The sequence below is a fragment of the Novosphingobium sp. P6W genome, assembly GCF_000876675.2.
Taxonomy (GTDB): domain Bacteria; phylum Pseudomonadota; class Alphaproteobacteria; order Sphingomonadales; family Sphingomonadaceae; genus Novosphingobium.
This window is the reverse complement of record NZ_CP030354.1, coordinates 536,011-553,786: the sequence shown is the minus strand read 5'-3', so window position 1 is coordinate 553,786 and position 17,776 is coordinate 536,011. Positions and strand designations below refer to the sequence as shown.

The window sequence follows — 17,776 nt, the reverse complement described above, 5'->3', positions numbered from 1 at the left end:
GCCACGATGGCGCGAATATTGCTGATCCTTCGCCGGCTCCGCAGTTTCTTTTCCCAGGGAAAAGCACGGGCCCCCGGAGAGCCGATGCCCGGCCTGGGACGCGCTATTACCGGGCGCCATGCGCCGTTGTGTTCAGCACCATGTCAGGCTGATTGCCTATGGGGGCTTTGTGCCGTGTCCTGCCGGAGAATACTGATGTCCAAGGTGACGATTTATGCGCTTGCATGCCTAGGCATTGGCTTGGCGCCCTACGCTATCGCCCAAGACCTGCAACTTGGTCAGCGTCCGATCAAACGGACCGAAGTTAGCGCCGGTGCCCGAGCCCAGTTCGCCGCTATGGACGGTAACCATGACGGTGCAATCGAAGCCAACGAATTCGAGGCGTACCGCGCAAAGCAAGCGAAACTGGCCGGTGGCGGAGCCGGCCTATATCATGTCGGAAGCCGTTGGTTCGAAAAATCGGACACCAATGCCGATGGGCGCGTGACGCTTGCCGAGGCCGAGGCGCGGCCTTTGCAGATGTTCGACCTCGCTGATGCCAATCGTGATGGCATCGCCAGTATCCCAGAGCAGAAGGTGGCGTTGATGCTCAAAGGCCTTGGCCGCTAGCGAGGGCCTCCGGTGCAAGATACCCGGCGATCCGAGCTTTAGATCAATAGCCTATGGTGCGATTTGAGACAGGTTCCGAGGCGACTGGGGGGCCTACTCGGCTGGCCTCGGTCGGGCGCGCCTTAGTTTCCGCTCGAAGTGGGCCCCTCTTCGACCGAAATGTCATGGGAGGCTCGGAGAGCATGGCGCGCGTGGATTTCTTTTCATTCACTGTGTCCATCCGCTGCGCTCAGCAGCGGTCAGGGTTCCTGCTCGCCATGCCACGGGCGCATGCCTACTCTTCCCAGAACCACAAGTCCGTACACTGCCAACGCGAAGGCCATGCAGGCGAAAAGAGCAACCAGCGAGCCGGAGAGGCGCAGGACCGCGAACCCGCCCCCTAAGGCGATGACCAGCCTCAAGGTTGCACTGGCGATAGCCCACTGGAGCCGTCCAACGCCTTGGGATGCGAAGTAAAGAGCGAGCCCCATACCAAAGAACCCATAGAATGGGCCGACGATCCGAAGATATGTCGCGCCCGTCCCAATGATGGCCGGATCATTGGTGAACAGGCTCATCCAGGCACGTGGGAAGAAAGCAGCGATCAGGCCGACCGCCTCGGTGGCGACAAACGCGAGGCCGGCACCGGCCAGGGCAATCCTGCGGGCACGCGCGACCTGGCCTGCTCCGATGTTCGTCGCGATCAAAGAGATCAGCGGCGCGCCGATGCCAAAAACCAACGGGACCAACAGATATTCCAGCCTCACGCCGGTCCCATATCCCGCGACGGCAGCAATGCCGCTTGTGCCGGCGACAAGCGCCGTGGTTCCTGCAATTACCAGGTTCGTCTGAATGGAATTGAGCGCCGAGAACGCCCCTACCCGTAGCAGATCGACGGCTACACGCGGATTTAGCCGCTGCCATACGAAGCGGGCCGGACCGCGGTTCGTCATAATGTGCCAAGCCATCGCTAGAGTGCCTGCGGCATAGTAGATTACGAGCGCCACGCCGCCGCCCGCGACGCCAAGGCCTTGGATGGGCCCGATACCGAAGATCAGCAATGGAGACACCGGTATCAGAAACAAAGCCCCCACGCAGGTCACGAGCGCGGGGAAGCGCATGTTTCCTGTTCCGCGTATCACGCTGGATAGGCCCCCCATGAGCCAGAGGAAAACATTGCCCGTAAAAACGACGTTCGAATAGACAAGTGCAGCTTCAAGACCACCCGCCTCTCCGCCCATCAGGCGATATATCGTCCCACCTCCGATCAGGAATACGGCGGAAAAAACAAGGCCGAGCCCGACATTGAGGTCTACAGCATGGATGACAAGCGAGTCAGCGTCTTCATGCCGGCCGCCTCCCAGCGCGCGGGCTACTGCTGAAGCAATGCTCCCTCCCAGCGCGCCGCCCGAAAACGTGGTCATCAGCATGAGGGCGGGAAAGACCAGTGCCATGCCGGCAAGCGCGTCCGAACCCAGTTTGGACACCCACCAGGTCTCGATCAGGCCGGTGGAGGCTTGCGTGAGCATGATGAGCACATTGGGTACTGCCAACCGGAGTATCATCGGCACAATCTCGCCGTCGAGCATCTGCCGGGTCCGTGCATCCATCTGCCGGCCCGGAACCGGACGGTCTTCACCCCCCTCGATCGCGCTTGCCATCACAGGCTTTCCAGAGCCAAGGCTATCCCCTGCCCGCCGCCGATGCACAGTGTCACCATTCCCTTGCGTATCCCGTCGCGACGCATGGCGTGAAGAAGGCGCGTCGTGAGGATTGCCCCCGTCGCGCCGATCGGGTGACCGTGGGCGATCGCGCCGCCATCGACGTTGACGATGTCCTCGGGAATTCCCAGTTCACGGATCACAGCAAGAGGCACGGCTGCGAAGGCTTCGTTGATCTCGATGCGCTCGATATCACCGAGCGACCAACCCGCCCGCTCCAGAGCCAGACGGACCGCAGGGATTGGACCCAGCCCGAACAGACCAGGCTCGACTGCAGCGACACCAAACCCCGCCAGTCGTGCATAGGCCTCAACCCCCTGCTGTTCGGCAAAGTGTCGATCGGCGACAACCACTGCCGCAGCGCCGCTATTAAGGCCCGGAGCGTTGCCGGCAGTTATGGAGCCGTCGGGACGAAACGCCGGCTTCAATCGGGAAAGCTTTTCGAGCGTCGTATCGGGTCGGGGTGCCTCATCGGCGTTGAACAAGGCGTTGCCGCTTTTGCCGCCCGCTATTTCGAGGGCTACTATCTCTGCGTCAAACAGGCCGGCGTCGCGCCCGGCAGTGAAGCGACGCTGCGAACGTTCGGCGAAGCGGTCCTGCTCGTCGCGTCCGATGTGCATGCGCGTCACCAGGTCTTCGGTATGCCACCCCGAATGCTCGCCCGAGAACGCATCGTGTAAGCCGTCGGTCAACAGGCTGTCCAGTACCGCTCCAGCCCCCATGCGATAGCCCCATCTGGCGCCTTCGAGAAGGTAAGGCGCCCGGTCCATGTTCTCCATGCCGCCCGCGACAGCCGCATCAATTCCGCCCATCGCAATTTCCAGCGCCGCTGTCAGAATCGCCTGCGCGCCGGAACCGCAAACACGATTGACGGTCATAGCGGGCACCGTCACCGGCAGGCCGCCCCCGATCGAGGCCTGCCGCGCCGGGTTCATGCGGTTGCCGGCCTGCAAGACGTTGCCCATGACGACCGAGCCTATCTTCTCAGGCGCCAGGCCCGATCGCTGCACGGCCTCAGCTACAACCGCAGCGCCAAGCGTGGTCGCCCGTGTGTTTTTGAGAGTACCATTGAAAGTGCCGATCGCGGTACGCACTGGTTGGCCCAGAACAATATCCTTGGACATGAGGTTTTCTCCTTTCAGGGGGCGTTAGCGTCAGGCTACGGGCGAGGTAGTGGTCCGCTCCGGTCTGTCGGCGTCGTGTGCGCTCACCGTGTCGAGGCGGGCGATCTGTTCGAGCGACAACTCGAGGCCGACCGCACCGAGGTTGCTAACGCACTGTACCTGCGAGCGGGGACCGATGATGGGGACGGCGCCATGCGTTCCAGCCCAGGCAATGGCGACCTGGTCGGCGCTCGCCCGCGTCTCTTTGGCTATGGCGAGCACCGTATCAAGGACGGCGGTACGCTGCGCTGTGCTTTCCGGCTGGAAGACCTTTCCACCGAAGCCCTGGGCCCGGCCTTGTTCGCCGTTCCGATATTTGCCGGTCAGCATCCCACCTCCCAACGGTGACCATGTGACCACCCCCAGACCTAACCCTTGCGCGGCCGGGAAGAGATCTTGTTCGGGCTGGCGGCGGACAAGGCTATGCTCGAACTGAATTGCAGCGATGGGAAGCGTGCGTTCGACTTCTGCCAACGTTGCCGCCCGCGCGACGCGCCAGGCCGGGAAATTTGACAGTCCGGCGTAGAGAATCTTGCCGGCCCGCGCGAGATCATCGAAGCCACGCAGGATTTCTTCCGAAGGTGTCACGGCATCGGGATGGTGTACCCAGTAGACGTCGATGCGGTCGGTTCCAAGGCGCTTGAGGCTAGCCTCAACCGAGGCGACCATGGCTTTGCGGCTGTTACGGGTGACCAGGCGATCAGCGTTCGGTACCGCTCCAGAGGAGAACTTGGAAGCAAGGAGGAAATTCTCGCGTTTTCCCTTCAGGAAGCGCCCGACGAGTTCTTCCGATTGGCCAAACTGATAGACATCGGCGGTATCGATAAAATTCCCGCCGGCCTCAGCGTAGGCGTCGAAGATAGCCTCGCTTTCGGAAGGACTTGCACCGTGGCCCCACCCGGTGCCAAAATTCCCGGTGCCGAGCGCCAACTGCGCTACCTGAACACCTGTTCGTCCGAAGTCCCTATATTGCATGACGTGATCCTGTACCAAACGTTCCAAGGCAGAAAGCGGCGTGTGTGCAATTACACAGATTCGAAAGGCCTTCGAATTGGGGAAGCCTAAACATCGGATATGATTCCCCTCGCGGCGTCACGAAGTGCTGCTGCTTTGGCTCCCCCCGCTAGGGCCTCATAAGCGCGTTGTGCGGCTTGCCACATTGGGGCGGCTGCCTTGAGCTTGGCCCGGCCAGCGTGGGTTAGGGAGTAGGTTAGAAAGCGCTGCCCCTCGTTCTGGCTCCTTTCGACCAGCCCATCATTTTCAAGGCGTGCGATAGCGCGCATCAGAGTGGTTCGCTCCATTACCATCGCCTCCGAGAGTTCAGCGATTGTCGGCTTTGTGCTCTTGTTGATGACAGCCAGGAGGGAGAACTGGGAAACGGACAGACCGATCGGCGCCAAGTGCTGGTCGTACAGCCGCGTAAGGTAGCGCGCATGACGGCGAGCGGCCAAATTATAGCAGGTTTCATGTCCCTCTAGCATCAGGGACATTTAATGTGTAATTGCACATATACAAGAGATCTCACATCGGTTGATCGACGCCTCGTCGGTCTGGATTTCGACGGCTGGATACCCGCGTTTCAGGCCTCTAAAGGCACGGCCTCGAGCGCCCCCGCCGGAGGAAGGCGCGTCGGAGGGGCCTCGCTAGATGCCCATGCTCTGCCACGGACCCTGAAATTTCAGGTCAGAGTGAACGGATAGTCCTGTTACACTTCGGGCCAAGTCCGCTTATCTTCAAGGCATGAGCACCATCGAACAGACTCTCGCCCTCCCCTTGCGCCGTAACATCAATTCGTTGCAATTCGGGTTCGGAAGCGCCGTGGCCGCGCTTGGTATATTTCTTGCCATAATGCGTCTCGCCGCAATCGTCTGACAGTCTTGGACCATTGGGGCCAAGCGGAGGGGGCCAATGTTTCGCCGACCGGAGGCGCCTAAGGCCGATCGGTGCCGGCCTGAGCGTTAGCGCTGGCCAGTTCCGCTACGCTGTCGGTACAATGTGCCCATGATAATCGGCTTTTTCCGGTAGGGGTCTCGGCCCCGCAAAAGGCGAAATTCGTGCGCGCTGGCAGGGCCCAGGTTGGCCAACCCGGTAATTTCGCACGTCGGATGGCAGTATGAAGGGCCTGTCAGTTCTTCGGCTCGGCAGTGGAAAGCCCAGTCCCGTGATCTTGGGCAGCGTCGCAGTGTGCTCGCTGCGGATTTTATCAAACGCTGCCAGCGCACGACATACTCAATCCCTGCGTAAACGCGACCAAACGCCCTGAGGCTTTCTCCGAGCGAAATCGATCTCATCTTTGATGGATGACAGTTCGCTGCGATATCCTTCAATTCGGTAGCGTCCGAGGCTTTCATCGAGACTATCGGCGTGAGCTTTGGCGTCATCAAAAATTCTATCAACCATCGCTTCAGGTTGACGGGCCAGGGAATGCGCCATGATATCGTGAAGCGCAAAAAGCGCGCCCTCGAACCGGAGTGCTGCTTCTTCGAGTGCTTCCACCCGAGACTGTAAGCTTCTCACTCTCACAATTTGTTCTTCTTCTAGAGGAATCTTGAAACTCTGACCAGCTTGGGTCCGATTTAGGGCCCCAGCAAACTGTCGATTGCAAAGCAGGGCCAAGGCCAGGGACTGTGGGCCATGGCCCTGCTTTGCGCTCCCGGCCGGGTTTCAAACCCCGACTAGGAACGGTCACCTCGTATGACGTTATCTTGTAGTGATTTATTCGTGTGGGCTCTCGGCCTCCGGTGTGGAGATCGGTGGTCTCACCACCTCATACTCCGTGCGGATATCTGAATTTGCCCCGCCCCGGCAGGGCGACTTTCTAATCAGCCGCCCTGCCGTTTCACTCAGATAGTCTCTTTAGAAATCAACCTTTGCGCCGACGCGCATATAGCGTCCGATGAAAAGACGATCCGACCAAGCGGGGTTGAACTTGTACAATCCGTAGGCGGCATTAGGATCGTAGTGAGCCTTCCCGTCGAGAATGTTCAGTACGTCGAAGTACAGTTTGAACTTGTCCGCTACCTTGACTTCGCCATGACCGTCAAGATCGAACACGCCCTTCGCGTGGCACTGCACGGGCGCGGCGGACCCTGGCGTACCGTCACCCGGGAATGTGATCAGCTGGCCGCTTTCGCCGCTGGCTGCGCAATCCTTGTAGGTGCCGCCAGCGTCGGCAGACGTGCTTGAGTACCCGCTCGTGTAATTTGCAGTCAACGTGAGGCTGGCGCGATCGCTGAAGTCGAGCGTATTTTGCCAAGCAAGGCGCAAACGCGGGGCTCCGGAACAGGAGGTCAGGTTGCACCCGCCAAGCGATCCATCATAACGCCAGACGGAACCGTCCTCGTTGGTCTGCTCCAGGCGAACGAGGTAGGAGGCCGTAGCCTTGGTATGCAGTGAGAGCGAACTGGAAAGATCAAACTGGCCATCTGCGGACACATCGATGCCCTTGCCAAGCATCGAGTTGGCATTCTTGAACGAACTGATGATCTGGCCCAGCAAAGGAAGCGCGTTGGGGTTCTCCGGATCAGCCTGGCCGGGAGTAACGGTCACGCCCGGAATATTCACGACGCCGTTGTTGCCGTAGTACTGCGCGAACAGGTCTTCCGTCGCCGAGGCGGCAGTGATGACATTCCTGATTTTTGTACGCCAATAGTCGACCGTCAGCGTCACGTTACGGGTCGGCTGCAATACGAGGCCGAAGGTATAGGACGTAGATTTTTCAGGTTTCAGTTCGGAATTGCCCGAGGAAGTGATTCCGGGCGAGTAGGTGCCGGCATAGTAGTTCGGATTGTTGGCGTGCGCGGCACAGAACGCCTTGTAAATCTGACTGTCACAATTGATTTGTGCGCTGGTATATCCCGTCGCGGGCAACTGGAACGATTCATTGAGGTTCGGCGCTCGGAAGCCCTTCGAGAAGGTGCCTCTCAATTTGACTTGCTCGATCGGCTTGAACTCGGCTTCGAACTTGGGCGAGAAGTTCTTTTGGCCGGTCGAGTAGTGATCATATGAACCGTCGGCCTTGAAGCGCAGCTCCTCGAGAACCGGGACCGAGATTTCGTAGGACGCCGACCAAATGTCGCGATTGCCCTTCACGCCGACGGCGTTGATGCCGTAATAACGTGCGTAGGGGTCTTCATTATTGGGCGCGTTGGAACTTGGATTGTTGATAGACTCGTAGCGATACTGGCCCGCGACAGCCACGTTGAGGCGGCCGCCGGGGAGTTCGAAGAGGTCCTTGTCGACCGAACCGATCACCTGTGCAAGCTTGGACGTCGAGCGCTTCACCTGGTCGGGGAAGATGATCTGGTTCGCGGCGGCCGAGTTTTTCGACGGGTCGACGAAGTTGTAGGTACCCTGGGCAATGGCGTCCATCAGGCCCTGAAGGTAGATATAACCGGTATTCTTGACGTCGAGCGTGACCTCCGAGGCTGTGGCGCCCAGCGTGTAATGCCAACCGTCGCCGACGGTGCCATTGATGCCCGCCGACGCGCGATAGGTCTTGGCATCCGTAAACGTCTGGCGCGGCGTATCGGGCAGGCCCACCAAGCGCGCGAGTTGGCCTTGGGCAGCGAATGGGTTGTTGGGGTTAAGTGTCCCGTTGGAGGCATTACAGCCCTTTGCGGTCAGGATGCCGCCAACGATCGAGGACGTGCCAGCGCCGCAGACATAGGTGGGCAGGAAAATCTGCGAGAGAGATACTTGCTGGCCGCCTGCGGCGGTCTGTCCTACCCAACCGGCGTTGCTCGTCGTGTTCGAAGTTTTCACATTGTAGTAGTTGAACATGAAGAACGCTTCGGCGTCTGCGCCAACCTTGGCGGTTGCGCGCAGGGTCGCGCCCTTGCGCGTTATTGCAGCGTTATACATGCTGTAGTCGTTCACCAGGTCCTGCTGGCAGACGACCGACGGCGTCCCCGCGGTGACAGCCTGCTGCTCGGGCGTCAATGTGACCGAATTCAGGCGACCGCATCCGGCCGAAGGATTGAGCATCTGGTAGTTGCCCGCGGCAGTGCCGTCCGCATTGTAAGGGCGCACGTAGTTGATAATCGTCGACTGGAAGCCATTGTAGCTGCCGTCAGCCTGGATGCCATTGCGTACGCTATTGGTAAGGCAGCCCTGTGCGGCAGTTCCGCAGATGGTGCTTTGATCTGCTGTGTTGAACGGCGCGCCCCGGTCACGCAGGAACAGGGAGTCGTTATGCTGGTACTCGACGTTGGCGTAGACGTTGAATCCCTGCTCGTCGAGATCACCGTAGCCGTAAGTGGCATTCAGGCGCTGCTCGCCAGCGTCGCCGCGCTGTGAAATGCCGAGTGAACCATCGAGGTGCAGTCCGGTGATCTGGCGCTTGGTCAGCACGTTGATGACGCCGGCGATCGCGTCCGAGCCATAAGTCGCCGAGGCGCCGTCCAGCAATGTGTCGATCCGGTCGACGATTGAGCCTGAAACGCTATTGATATCGACGATATTTCGCTGTGTGTCATCAGCGAGTGGGTAGTAAGCGGTGCGCATCCCATCAAACAGGGTGAGGGTATAGGCGTTGTTGAAGCCGCGCAGTGACGGCGCTGAAGCACCGGTGGTGAAACCTTGCGCGGACCAGCTGGCTGGAATAGTGCCAGCGTTGTTCGCGGTCAGCGTCTGGAGTGCATCTGCTACGGTGGTGATACCGCGTTTGGCCAAGTCGTCCGAATTGATAGAAACGACAGGGGACGCGGTCGCGGCGGCCGGGTTGCGCGTGATCGAACCCGTGACGACAATCGTATTGTCTTCAGGCGCAGTGGTGGACGATTCCGGATTGGCGGTTTCTTGGGCGTGCGCCTGGCCACACAGCAAAGCCAGAGCAGTGAGGCTCGTGGCGCCATATAGCGCAGCTTTATGTACTGAGTTTATCATCAACAATTCCCTCATTTATATGTTGTCAGGGTTGGGGGACGGCGGAATTTTGTCGCAGACGCGCGTGCGGTGACGCCTTCGAGTTCTGCTGGATTTGATGATCGAGAGGCGTGTGAGCACACCTTCCACGCACGCAGGAAAGCTATGCGGAGGTCTTGTGGCTAATGTTGAAGACGAAGGCCGCGGTAGGGGCACCACCGCGACCTTCGCTCCCCCCCCAGCGCGCTACAGAGCGTCGAACGTGATCGTGCTCTGAATTTCTTGCGTCTGAGGGCCGACCGACATGGGGCAGATGACGCCCGGTAGTGCGGCGACGTCGAACATTTCGGTAATGTGGCCCTCGAGCCTTACCCATTCGACGATGTCGCCGGTGGACAGGTTAACGATCAGGACCCCGCACCAGGCATCGGCGTCCCGCTTCTTCAGTTCACCGTCGAGTAGCAAGCCTTTGAACGTACCATCCCGCGGCTTGGAAACCGTGACGATCGCATGCTCATGGTGGATCGCCATCCCCCGCAGAAATCCGGGACAGAACGCTATGTCTTTCTTCTCGCCGCTGGCGGTGTCGATGCGCACGATCTGGCCCCGACCGCTGTCGAGTACGTACACTTGGTCGCCGACCACACGCGGACTGTGCGGCATGGAAAGTTGGTCAGTGACGATCCGGTCATCGCGGACGTCGATCAGTACGCCGCCTTCGTGCCTGCGCTCGCGCCATCCGCTGAGCACGTCGGACCGGCTGACGGCGGTCACGTAGCGGACTTCACCGTCGGTCATGGCCATGCCGTTGAGGTGACAACGGTCCTCCGGCGCCAATTTCGATATGAATGCCGGCTTCCAGATCGGCTTGAAGCTATGCGTGAGGTCCAGGGTCGCGAGGCAGCTGTATTTCGTGTTGACGAAGATCACCCGGCCTTCCCGGTCCACGCCGACCTCATGGATATCGACGTCGCCGATTGTTTGCGCGTTTCGCGGGACCAGGACGGCGTCGAAGGCCTTGTTGCCCAGTTCGCCGGGCCGCAGCATATTCTCCAGTCGCCACAGCTGCGAGAGCGAGCCAAGATAGAGCCGTCCCGGCCGCCAACACACGCCCATGGCCCGGCTGAAGCTTTGCTGATTGAACGAAACGGTACCGTTGGCATGCGAACCTACGAGGAACAGTTGCCCGGTCTGGTACGAGGTGAAGGCGAGGCTAAGCCGATGGGTTCGCAGCCAAGCGTTGAATCCGCGTGAAACGGTGATGTTGGTCGCGCCTGGTGCCAGGCTTGGCGCGTCGGCTCCAGGAGCGGACGGGCTGCCCGTAGTGCTTTCGATTGCGTCCATTTCAGCTTCATTGGGTGCAGGGGATTCAGAACGCGATGGATCTGCGTGGAGGGCAGTGTCGGTCATATCAATCTCTGTGTCTGCCGAGGACCGGCGCTATGGCCGGCCCTGCTCGTTATGGTCAGAACTGGAAGCGCACACCGGCGCGGCCGCCGCCGCCCTTGGTGGACGATCCGAAGGCGGCATTTCCTTCGATGAAGCCGCTGACCGGGCCATCGGAAAGGATGGTCACGCCAAGTGCCGCCTGGCCGTAGTCGCCCATGCGGCGCCCTTCGATGTCCTGCGAAGTCCCGCCGCTCACCAGCGTCGCGGCAGGTTTGCCGTCGAACTGGTGGACGTAGGTGCCCCGGGCATAGAATATCGCTTCGGTTCCGAAGACCTTGGCCGTCCCGCCGATGCGCGCACCCAGCTTGCCGGTCAGCCCGTCGAGATTGCCGAAGGTGACCGACTGACCCAGCAGATCCAGCCCGCCGATATCGGCCTTCTGCCATGCCAGCGAGGCGAGCGGCTCGACGAAGACCTTGTCCGAGCCCAGCCGTGCGCCGACCTCGCCCTGGACGCCGTAGCTGTTGCCATCGGTCTTGTCCGACCAGTCGAGCACCCGGCCATGCGCGTCGATCGAGTGGTGGGCGTACTGGCCCAACGCATTGGCGAAGAAGGCTCCGCGCTTGACCGAGCCGTAGGCCCCGACGTTGACGGTATCGAACGCGGCCCGGTCGCCGCCCTGCTCGAAGTTCTGGCGTGAGCTGATGTAGCCTGCCGTCACGCCGAACACGCTCGCGCTCGCATCCTCCACCGACCCGCCCAGATCGACGCCCACCTGGAACCCGTAGAAGTCCTGACGATAGTCCAGGGAATAGTCGGTGCCATCGATCGATTGCGAAGCGTCACGGTTGGAGACACCGCCATAGACCTGACCCCACACGTGGGTGCCGGGCTGTGCGTCGTCGCGAAGCTGCGCCATGTGCGAACTCCACGCCTGCGCTGACTGATCCCATACAGCCTGTGCGCCCTCACCGATCCGCGCGAGGCGATAGACAGGAGCACCTGCCTGGGCGGTCAGGCCGAAGCTGCCGGCGTTGTAGGCCAGCGAGTAGTGGACCAGCCCGACATCGGGCACGTCCATGTGGAAGGCGCTCGCCGCGGTACCGGTGCCGGCCTTGACGAGTTCAATCGGCTTGGTCAGCAGTGTGGCATCGCTGGCGCGCTGGTTGAGGACAATGCCGGTCGAACCGGTCGCCGCGCCCTGGATCACCAGCTTGTCGGCGACGCCCTTGCCCAGATCGAGGCCGAGCTGCGCCTTGCCCGAACCGAAGTAATCGCCGGTCAGCGTGAGGGTATCGCCCGCAGCGCCGCCCCGCAGGTCGACGAGGCCGCTGTTGTCGAACCGCTCGAGCCCCTTGAATGTGATGGAAACCGGCGCGACTGCAGCACGCGCCGCTGACCCAGTGCCGCTGGATACACTCAGGATACCGCTGTTGGTGAACACGTCCCGGCCAGCGCCGAAGTCGCTGTCCTTCGTCGCCGTGAAACGACCCGTGTTGACGAACGTGTCGCCCACAGCAGTCATTTTAACGTTACCCTCGATCAGGCCCGAGTTGGTGATGCCGGCGCCATGGACCGTGTAAAGGTCATCGCCAGCCCCAAGGTCGACCATGAGGATCGTGTAGCCGTCCCCCAGATTACGGATGGTGCCCGCATTGTTGAGCTTCACGCCCGTGTATGACCCAAGGATCACCGCGTTGCCGATACCAACGTAGGGATCGTCAGCCGGATTGTGCTGCCCACCCCCGACAACGACAGCGCCCTTGCCGATGTTTAGCACGGTGTCTTCGCTCGACGAGTTCATCTCGATCGCTACGTGGTTGGGCGCTATGACGGATCCGGTAACACTCACCTCGGTATGGCCATAACCATTGGCGAAGATGCCTCGGCCGCCAGACGATACGTCGCCCACCTTGATGTCGATTGATCCGGCAGCCAGCGCCGAGACGCCCGCGCCTCCCTTCGAGGCGTCCACACTCTGGGCCTTGATAGACACATCCCCGCGATAGCTGATCGCGGCAACGCCCACCGAACCTTCGCCAGAAACGGACACCTTGCCAAGGTCCAGAGTGAGATTGGGGGTAACATCCTCCGCCAGCGCTACCTTGTCCGTGCCGCGGGCCTTGCGCTCGACTACGGCAAGGACGCCTGCTGCATATTTACCCGCCGCTGTGATCGAACCTGCCGTGGTGACATTCAAGTCACCGCCGTGGCTGATCGCGCGGATCGCGTCAGTGCCCTCCCCATTCACCGATATATTGCCGGTATTGGAAACCGACACGGTTGAAAGCGTTGCTGTTCCGCCGATCGCGTAGATTCCGTGAGCAAATTTATCGGACGTAGAAATATCGCCGCTGTTCGTCACCTGGATCGGTCCAGCACCAAATGCCAGCACGCCGTAGGCATTTTTGCCCTTGGTCGAAATGTCGCCGGACGTGATTACCGATACGCCGCCGTCTGCAGAGTAGCCGCGAACCGCGACTGCCTTGTAGCCCGTTGTAGAGACATCGTTGGCATGGATAGCCACGTTACCCTCGAGCGCGGCGGCGTAGATGCCGGCAGCGAAGTCTCCTTTGGTCGAGACCGCGCCGGTGGCGTTGATGTCGACGCTCGCCCCGACCGCGTAGATGCCGTGGCTAAAGTGAGGCGCGGTTGAGTGGTACTCATCGATGGGCTGACCGGGCACCAGGTCGCCTGTTGTGGTAACATTGCCGGCGGTAATCTGGATCGCTCCGGTATAACCGATTGCGACGATACCGCTGGCCCCCGCACCGCTGGTGGTTACCGTGCCCGTCTTGATGTCGATTGCACCGCCTTGCGCATTGTTCACGGCAACGATCGCGTCCGAGAGGTCGCCCTTGGTCGCAACCGATCCCAGGTCAATGCGGATGTTGCCGCTGACCGGACTGCCATCGAGGTTCGTTCCATAGACGCCCGCGTAGACGCCGCCGGCTTTGGCGCCACTCGTAGTGATAGCGGCCTGCGTGATCGAGACAGTGCCGCCCAGCGCCTGCGCAAGTACGCCCGTGGCGAAATCACCGCTCGTCGAGATCGTGCCGGAGCCATCGATCGTCACACCCTCCATGCCGAAGCCAACGATGCCGCGCGAGCCTTCGCCAGAGGTCTCCAGTGTTCCCAGGTTGTGTACGGCGATCATCCCCCCCGAGAGCCCGAAGATGCCATCGGAAAGATCGCCGGACGTGGTGAGCGAATTGGTAACGGTGATGTCACCATGATTTCCACTGCCGAAGACGGCGGCGTAGACGCCCGTGCCGGTGAAGCCAGTAGTCTTCACCTTTCCGACGTTCACCGTAACGTCGGTTCCCTCAGCGATTACCCCGAAGCCGCCATCGGTGGTTGTGAGGATTTCGCCCGCATTGACGCTGACTGTCTTCCCACCGAGGGCAAGAATGCCAACGCCGAGGGTGCCGGTCTCCTCGACCTTGTCCACCTTCACGGAAATATTCTCGCCGCTCACGGCAATGCCGGTGCTGTTGTAGTGATCCGAACTGACGGAACCGGCGACAACATTCACGTCGCCGTAAAGTGACGATGCCCTGATCGCGCCCCCGGCCACCGTGCCTGCATTGATCGAGATGTCGCCGTCATACGCAAAGCTGAAGATGGCTGAGCTGACATCGCCGTGGGTTGCGACGCTGCCGACATCAATGGCTACGTCGCCTGCGACCGAAAGATTGACAGCCTGGATCCCGACGGCTTCCTTTCCTCCGGTATCGACCGACCCTGCGGTGATGGAAATGGCGTTGCCGGTACCACTGGTGTAGGCGTTGATACCGTAAGCGAGGTCCCCGCCGGTCTTGACAGTCCCAACATTAATAACCGTGTTCATCTGCCGGCCCTGGCTCAGAGCGCGGATACCATCGGAACCAAAGCCATCGGTGGCGATGTCTCCCACGCTGACTGCAAGGGTTTGCCCGGTCGAGAGTTGAGCACCCCCGGTCTTGGCCAGCACGCCGTAGGCGTAATCGCCCTTGGTCGTGATGGTGTTGCCCGTGACCGTCACATCGCCATAGACGCTCGTGGCATCGATGCCGCGGCCGACTTTGCCTCGCGTTGCGATGTCGCCGACCGTGACCGTGTTCGCCCCGAACACAGCGTAAGAGTATACCCCGAATGCGTAGTCGCCGCGTGTGCTGATATTGCCGACAGTGATAGCATTGTTACCATCCGTGCCGATGTTGATCGCATCGACGCCATCGGAGCCAAACCCTTCGGTCGTCAGTGTACCGGCTGATACGGAGATATCATGCTCAGCCTGACCGTTGTCGTGGACGAAGTTAGAGTTGGCATAGATCGCGGCGGAATAGTCCGCCAAGGTGCTCACAGAGCCCGCGGTGACGTGGACTGCGGCTCCTACTGCCTTGATCCCGGTACCAAGGAAAGCGCGATCGACGTTGGCGCCGGTAGTGGTCACGTCTCCCACATTAATCGTGGTTGTGCCGCCGGAATAGGCGACCACGCCTCTCGTGCCCTTGCCACTGGTAGCGACCGAGCCGACGTCGATATCGACGTTGCCGTAATAGCTCCAGCCGTAGACAGCATCTGCGCCGTCGCCGGCGGTGGTCACCTGGCCGGCATTGATCGACGTGTTGCCCTGATAGGCGGCGGCGCGGATGCCCGCAGAGCCTTCTCCGGTAGTGTGCACATCGTCGGCGGTTATGGTGATCCCGCCTGAAAGCCCACCAACGTTGTTGTTCGCGTAGATGCCGTCAGATCGGTAGCCGGACGTCGTCACAGACCCGGCGTCGATGGTTATGTCGCCATAGCCGTAGGCGTGGATACCTGCCGAGTTCGCACCCGATGTTGCCACTGAGCCGACCTTGATCGTGGTCGCGCCGTCAGAGACGGTTTCGATGCCGGAGGCATTGTCACCGGTGGTAAGGACCGTGCCCGCATCTACCGTTACGTCGCCGCCGAAGAAGCCGTGGTCGCCGTAGCCGCGCACGGCAGTGACCTTGATCCCGGACGCATAGGCACCGGCGGTGGTTATGGCGCCTGCGTGGATGCTTGCATCGTTGCCAAGCGCGAGCACATCAATGCCCGAGGACTGGTCACCTTTCGTCGTGACAGAGCCTGTATCGATAGCGATCTGATGACTGAGGCCGTCGGTGCTGATGCCCGTGACCTTGATGCCCGCAGAGTTGCTCCCGCCGGTCGAGACCTGCCCGGCCTTGATCGTCGTGTCTGCACCATAGGCCACGGCATAGACGCCGGGGCTGTCATCTCCGGAGGTCGAGATGGTTCCGACTTCCAGATTGAGAGAGCCGTACTGGAGGAATGACTGGAAACCTGCGGAATTTTGGCCCGTGGTTGTCAGAGCCCCACTGATGGTGAAAGCCTGATCCGAGTATAACCCCGTCGACAAGATTGCGGCGGAATGATCGCCCGCAGTGCTGATGGAACCGATCCCGGCATCCACCTTCCCGAAGCCGCTCCCTATAGACAGACCCACCGCGTCGCGACCGAACGCGACCGCCCCCTTCGTAACGATGCTGCCGATCGAAAGCGTCATATCTCCGTCGCTGGTTCGAATGAACACACCGCGCGAACGGTCCCCATTCACGGTCACCGTCCCAAGGTTGACCGCAACGTCACCGCCGGCCTTTACGACGACCCCTGCCGTGTCGGTGCCGTTGGTCGTTACACTATCGGCATTGACCGTGAATTTGTGGTCTTCACCGAGGATGCCCGAGGAACCCGCAGCATAGATGCCCGCCGCTCGGTCGCCATTTGTCGTGACACTTCCTGCATTGATAGTAAGTCGGGCATTGGCGCCGTAGGCGAGAGCATTAATACCCGTCGCGAACTCGCCGTGCGTCGTGACGTTTCCAGCGCTGATGTTGATGTCGCCGTAGAAGCTCACTGCGCCAAGGCCGACGGCATTGAAACCACTGGTCTCAATCGCTTCACCCGACAGAGCGACGCTACCAAAGCCGCCGGCATAGGCGCCCCAGCTGTTGTCTCCCGTGGTGGTTATGTCACCTGCCGAAACGTGGGTGTCTCCCATCGTGAAGTTGGTTGCGATGATGCCGTCGGATGCATAGCCGCTGGTGTGCACGCTGTGCGCATGGACCGTGAGGTCTACGGGGGTCCCGAGCGAGGGAACGCCTGTTTCCTCGTCGAAGATTGGGCGCTGCCCCGCCTGCGCGGCGATGCCGACCGAATAATCGCCGTGCGTGGTGACCGATCCTGCATCGATGGTCAGACTGCCCTGCGTGCTCAACCCGTAAATGCCGCGCGAGTAGAGCCCGCTGGTTTCGGCATTGCCCGCAGAGACGTTGATAGGCCCGCTGTAGCCAGTTGCGTGGACGCCGTCCGAGAGGTCGCCGCTGGTCTTCACCGAGCCAACCTTGACATCGACCGCGCCTGAGACACTACCCGCAACGATGCCGTGCGCTTCGCTCCCTGCGGTAAAGACGTCGCCGATGTGGATCGTGAGATCGCCTGCGTCAGTGTTGCCTGCGACGCCGATCGAACCCGTGCCATGGGTGGTAACGGTGCTGACTCCATCCGCGATGACGGAAGCCGCCCCGCCGGAGAAGTTAGTGACTGTGACGCCGTTAACGTAATCGTCACCGGTTTCGACCGACACGCCGTCGCCGAGATGAACCGTCAGATCCTGCGTGGTCTCTCCCGCACTAACAGCGTAATGAATGCCGCCAGGGTAGCTGGCCGACGATGGGCAGGTAACAGCCGTCAGTGTCAGCAGGCCGCAGGAAGGCGCGGCGGCTGCCGGTGCCGCGCCGAGGAGTAGAGCGGCAGCGGCTCCCGTCAGGCAGGTGCCGAGCCCAAGGGCATTGCGATACGGTCGCGATCGGAAAGGACGAACAGACTTGAGGCTCGTGTAAACGCGGTTGTCTTGCACGTGGTGCTCCCTGGTAGCATCCAGGAGCAATCGTCGGTCGGATCCGGCGCTCGCCGATCGGAGTCGGCGGTGCTGTGGCGATGTGAATTGCCCCGGGATCCGACCCGTTGCCCCCTTGATGCCTGCTCAAACGCCGCGCCAGCGAGTAACCCGTAATAATAATT

At 60.9% G+C, this 17,776-nt stretch carries 9 protein-coding genes; 1 reads left to right on the top strand and 8 read right to left on the bottom strand.

The features are described 5' to 3' along the window. Positions 1–195: 195 nt before the first annotated feature. Complete coding sequence (locus tag TQ38_RS28130; RefSeq protein ID WP_043976530.1) at positions 196–609, top strand: EF-hand domain-containing protein; 414 nt, start codon at positions 196–198, stop codon at positions 607–609. Positions 610–848: 239 nt separating this feature from the next. Here the strand turns inward: TQ38_RS28130 and TQ38_RS28125 are convergent, their stop codons facing one another. The 8 genes from TQ38_RS28125 to TQ38_RS28095 form a co-directional block, all read right to left on the bottom strand. Beyond that, complete coding sequence (locus TQ38_RS28125) at positions 849–2,249, bottom strand: MATE family efflux transporter (protein WP_240198202.1); 1,401 nt, start codon at positions 2,247–2,249, stop codon at positions 849–851. Continuing rightward, positions 2,249–3,433 carry an acetyl-CoA C-acyltransferase gene (locus tag TQ38_RS28120; RefSeq protein ID WP_113942117.1) on the bottom strand — a complete coding sequence of 395 codons (1,185 nt, stop codon included), beginning with the start codon at positions 3,431–3,433 and terminating at the stop codon, positions 2,249–2,251. The genes TQ38_RS28125 and TQ38_RS28120 overlap by 1 nt, the downstream gene beginning before the upstream one ends. 30 nt (positions 3,434–3,463) lie before the next feature. Then, complete coding sequence (locus TQ38_RS28115) at positions 3,464–4,447, bottom strand: aldo/keto reductase (RefSeq protein WP_043976535.1); 984 nt, start codon at positions 4,445–4,447, stop codon at positions 3,464–3,466. A gap of 86 nt (positions 4,448–4,533) precedes the next feature. Then, positions 4,534–4,953 carry a MarR family winged helix-turn-helix transcriptional regulator gene (locus TQ38_RS31585; RefSeq protein ID WP_370059855.1) on the bottom strand — a complete coding sequence of 140 codons (420 nt, stop codon included), beginning with the start codon at positions 4,951–4,953 and terminating at the stop codon, positions 4,534–4,536. A gap of 748 nt (positions 4,954–5,701) precedes the next feature. Beyond that, on the bottom strand, positions 5,702–5,968 hold the full coding sequence (locus TQ38_RS30320) for a hypothetical protein (protein WP_162792452.1): 267 nt from the start codon (positions 5,966–5,968) through the stop codon (positions 5,702–5,704). 360 nt (positions 5,969–6,328) lie between these two features. Beyond that, entirely contained in the window at positions 6,329–9,358 is a 3,030-nt protein-coding gene (locus TQ38_RS28105) for a TonB-dependent siderophore receptor (RefSeq protein WP_043976539.1), read from the bottom strand. 225 nt (positions 9,359–9,583) lie between these two features. Continuing rightward, the gene (locus tag TQ38_RS28100; protein ID WP_370059843.1) at positions 9,584–10,747 is read right to left on the bottom strand and encodes a TIGR03032 family protein; all 1,164 of its coding nucleotides are present in this window, start codon (positions 10,745–10,747) and stop codon (positions 9,584–9,586) included. 55 nt (positions 10,748–10,802) lie between these two features. After that, positions 10,803–17,612 (bottom strand): outer membrane autotransporter, encoded by a 6,810-nt coding sequence (locus TQ38_RS28095; protein WP_240198201.1) that lies wholly within the window; start codon positions 17,610–17,612, stop codon positions 10,803–10,805. Between the last annotated feature and the right edge of the window lie 164 nt (positions 17,613–17,776).